Annotated in this window: 4 protein-coding genes and 1 pseudogene; 2 read left to right on the top strand and 3 right to left on the bottom strand. The window is 39.9% G+C overall.

What is annotated here, in order from left to right:
- Positions 1-207, bottom strand: a pseudogene (locus HMPREF0519_RS03335) (methylated-DNA--[protein]-cysteine S-methyltransferase); the annotation flags it as partial.
- A gap of 145 nt (positions 208-352) precedes the next feature.
- Here HMPREF0519_RS03335 and HMPREF0519_RS03330 point away from each other — a divergent pair.
- A complete protein-coding gene (locus tag HMPREF0519_RS03330; protein ID WP_225429124.1) occupies positions 353-1,789 on the top strand; it encodes a DUF2252 domain-containing protein in 1,437 nt (478 codons plus the stop codon).
- On the top strand, positions 1,782-2,120 hold the full coding sequence (locus HMPREF0519_RS03325) for a DsrE family protein (RefSeq protein ID WP_003634652.1): 339 nt from the start codon (positions 1,782-1,784) through the stop codon (positions 2,118-2,120). The genes HMPREF0519_RS03330 and HMPREF0519_RS03325 overlap by 8 nt, the downstream gene beginning before the upstream one ends.
- 269 nt (positions 2,121-2,389) lie before the next feature.
- Here the strand turns inward: HMPREF0519_RS03325 and HMPREF0519_RS03320 are convergent, their stop codons facing one another.
- The gene (locus tag HMPREF0519_RS03320; RefSeq protein WP_003557514.1) at positions 2,390-3,046 is read right to left on the bottom strand and encodes an HAD hydrolase-like protein; all 657 of its coding nucleotides are present in this window, start codon (positions 3,044-3,046) and stop codon (positions 2,390-2,392) included.
- A gap of 165 nt (positions 3,047-3,211) precedes the next feature.
- Positions 3,212-4,227, bottom strand: a 1,016-nt coding sequence (locus HMPREF0519_RS03315) for an amino acid permease (protein ID WP_003634650.1), incomplete at its 5' end; no start/stop codon positions are given.

Here is a 4,227-nt window from a genome sequence, read left to right as displayed (position 1 = left end):
AAAGTATTCTTTGAACTCATCAAGATAAATTCCGGTAATTGTTTCATTGTACATGAATTGATATTGATAGCGATTGTTAGGATAGAAATCAAAGATTTCAGAAATATGCCGATGCGGACTGGAAACAAAATTCAATCCCTTGTCAGTCACGGTAAAATAAAATGTCTGATGATTAATTTCAATGCTTTCCCAATAAATTTTTTTCATAGATAAAATCTCCAAAATAACTCATTAATGGTATTGTAACACAGAGCCTGTCAATGCAAGTTCCAAACGCAAATTACCACTTTTCTTGACTGCTGCCTGTCACTCAGCCACAATGAAGCTAAATACCCGAAAGGAAAGACCATTGATGCAAAATAAACAACCTTCGTCATCTGCGCAGCAGGTTTCAAGCTTACGCTACGATTTAAGTGAAATTCGAATCAATAAAACCGTTAGTGAGCTGATTCATATGGGCCATGATGTTCGAGACAAAGTACCTTTTGAAAAACTGGCACAGTTTAAACAAGTAAACAGAGATGTGGTATCAGGGATTGAGCATGTTGAGAGCAAATTGATCTCGGAACTACTCCCACTTCGCCATAAGCGGTTAGCTGCATCCCCCTTTTCATTTTTTAGAGGAACAGATGAACTAATGGCTTATGACCTGTCAAATCAAGAATCATCAAACATTCCGGTCGTCATTTCAGGTGACGCACACATTGGTAATTTTGGCTTTTATGCTTCACCGGAAAGAAAGCTGCTTTTCGACCTCAATGATTTTGATGAGTCCACAATTGGAGCGTGGGACTGGGATATTCGCAGATTGTTAGTCAGCGTTATTCTGGCAGGCGAACAACTTGGACTTTCCCATGACAAAATTTCAAGCATCGAAAAAGCAGCCGTTGAAACCTACCAGGAAATCCTTAGTCAATGTTTTGATGATCACAGTGCATTGGAACGTTACTATTTTTCTACTGAAGTTGAAAGCTTCCTGAAAGCCGAAGCAGATGGCAATTCGTTGCCAAAGCTCTGGGAAAAGATTAAAAATAGTGCCGTCTCGCGTGATTCAGAAAAAGTGGTTAAGAAGTTTACCACCATTGATACTCAAGGTCACCTTGTTTTCCGCGAAAATCCACCTAAAACCGTCCACGTTTCAAAAAAGCGTTACGGCCAAATTGTGGACCATCTCCAGAAATACCTTCAAACCGTCAGTCCTGATGTTGCGGTTCTTTTTTCACAATTCCATATTAGCGATATTGTGAGACACAGCGTCGGTGTCGGCAGCTTTGGTACCCGCTGCTATTTAGTTTTACTAACCGCCATCGACGGCAGCCACCTTGTTTTACAAATTAAAGAGGCACTACAGACCCGTCGGTTTCAAGGCTTCGATGTCACAACCAAATATAGTCAAAACGGCCCGGACAACGGTGAAAGAATCATTACCTGCCAACAGGTATTACAGCGGGCATCCGATCCTTTCCTAGGCTTTTACCATAATGAAGACACCGGCAGAAGTTTTTATGTACGTCAGTTCTGGGATATGAAAGAATCCGTTAATCTCGAAAAAATGGATGAAGAAGATTTCGCTAATTATGCTAAGATTTGTGCTTTGTTACTTGCCCGGGGACACGCACAAAGCCCAACTGCCGGCATCATCCATGGTTATATCGGTAAAAAGAAAAAATTAGCAAATAGTTTGGTCACTTGGTCAAATGATTATGCCAAGCAGGTTCATAAAGACTACCAACTATTTAAGGAAGCCTTTGATACCGGAAAGTTAGCAAGGGAGGAAGCAAATGCATAAGGTTGTTTTCCATATTGATGAAGCTGAGAAATGGTCCCATACAATGGGAAATATTAAAAACTTACTTGATTACGGCAATAGTGAGGATGAAGATTATCAGGTGACAGTTTTGGTCAATGGCGATGGTATCATGGGATATTTAATGACAACCGGTCGAAAAGCCGTTAAAAACCTCGGTAAAGAATTTGTTCGGTTTCACGCTTGCAAAAACGCGATGAAAAGCCACGGTATTGCAGCAAAAGATCTACCGGACAACGTTGAGATTGTTCCGGCAGGTGTCGCTGATTTGATTGCATTACAGGAACAGGGTTATTCATATATTAAGCCGTAAGATCTGCTTTTCACGCGACACGTCAAGTAATCGATTTCTACATCATATCGAGGCTGGGTTAAAAATCATCCTTATTCTCAACATCTGATTTGTAATCACAATTATGACCAAATTAAAACGTGGCACAAAAGTAACGCCCATGCTCTTAAAGCTCTGGCGTTATTTTTGTGCCACGTTTTGTGGTTATTTTTTGGTTAAAGCATTCAAAAGTCGCTCATATTAATTATTTTTACGACATTTCCAATTCATCAGTTTTAAAGTACCAATGTTTAACCAACCAATTTTTCGACACCATGGTGAATTTCTTCCGGCCGATTAATAATGGCACTTGCATGTGCTGCTGAAAGTTCCGGTACATCGCCGAAGCCATATGTTACCCCCAGGGTCTTAACATGATTCTCGTAGCCCCCAAGCATGTCCGTATTTCGATCACCGATCATTACACTGTCGGTTTTATTTGCACCGGTTTCTTTTAACGCATAGGTCAAAATTGCTGATTTAGTAATTCGAGTTTTTTCATCACTGGTTGCACCAAATTCTCCGTCAAAATATCGTCCCAGTTCGAAGTGATCATTAATTCGATTGATCATGACTTCTGGTTTGGCCGATGCAATGTGTAAATGGTACCCGGCATCTTTTAAAGCATCTAATTCTTCTAAAATGCCAGGGTAAATTTTCAATTGAAAAATGCCATCATCTTGATAATATTCCTGATAATATTTAAGTGCATTAAAAACGTCATCATCAGAAAGATCAGGATAAAACTTTCGAATTGACGTAATGAGTGCTGGGCCAATAAATTTTCTGTATTGATCATCTGTTAGTTCAGGCAGATGCATCTTCTCAATAAAATACTTGATTGATTTAACAATTCCGCGTTCTGAATCCGCGATCGTACCGTCAAAATCAAAGAATAAATGTTTCATTAATTTATCTCGCTTTCACATAAGGTTATATTCCACTATCTTACCGGGAATAGAAAAAAATGCAAGCACCCGAAGAAATCATGAAGTCGCAATGTCACTCAACGACAGCAAAAAGGCTGGGACAAACACCTTGCCCCAGCCTTTTTATTGCAAACTACCATAATTCTAAAATGTAATCTTTCCAACCATCAATCCATAAATTGTGTAGATGGCTGCAATGACAATAATGATAGCAACTGTCATTTCAATTGGGCCAAACACTTTATCTGCTTTATTGTCCCGTTTTTGAAGGATCCAATAAACAGGAATCCCGGCAGCAAATAACAATGACATCAGTAACAAGAAATTGGTGCCGGCGGCAAATAACAACCAGCATGCGTAAATACTTGAGATGATTCCGATTGTAATGTTCTTACCCCGGCCACTGCCATGGTCTTCATTCACGGAGTATTTTAACTGATAGAAAGCCGAGAATGCGTAAGGAATCAAAATCGCAGCACTTGAAACCGAATAGAAGAAGTTATAAGCCGATGCTGTAATTAAATAGCTGAACATAAAGATCTCTACACAGATATTAGTCACTGTTAATGACGTAATTGGTGCACCATTTTTGTTTTCCTTAGCAAACAATTTAGGAAATGTGCCTTCCTTGGCTGCTTCGTATGGTAGTTGTCCAGCAAACATCGTCCAAGACAACCACGCACCGACAACTGAAATAATCAACCCAAGGTTAACAACCATCGCGCCCCACTTACCGACAATACTTTGAAGCAAATCAGCCATTGCAGGTTGTGTCAGATGCGACAATCCGGCGCGGCTCATAACACCAAACGATAGCAATGTTACCAACATATAAATCAAAATAACCGTAATAATTCCTAAAACAGTTGCTTTACCAACATCGGAACGCTTTCGGGCACGTCCTGAAAAGACAACCGCCCCTTCAATTCCAATGAAGACCCAAACAGTTACCAACATCGTGCTCTTGGCTTGCTTCATCACGTCAGCAAATTGGAATTTGCCACTCGGTGTAAACCAAAAGTCACCGGTAAACATGTTCAGTTTAAAAGCAAACAGTACAATGATCAAAAACAGGAAGATTGGAATCAACTTCGCAATCGTAATAATCGTGTTTACAAATGAAGCTGATTCGATTCCTCGTAAAATCATAAAGTGGCAGG

Origin of the sequence: Lentilactobacillus hilgardii DSM 20176 = ATCC 8290, from assembly GCF_000159315.1 — a bacterium.
In the GTDB taxonomy this organism is placed as follows: Bacteria; Bacillota; Bacilli; order Lactobacillales; family Lactobacillaceae; genus Lentilactobacillus; species Lentilactobacillus hilgardii.
The sequence above is the reverse complement of the archived record's forward strand: the minus strand, read 5'-3'. Positions and strand labels throughout refer to the sequence as shown.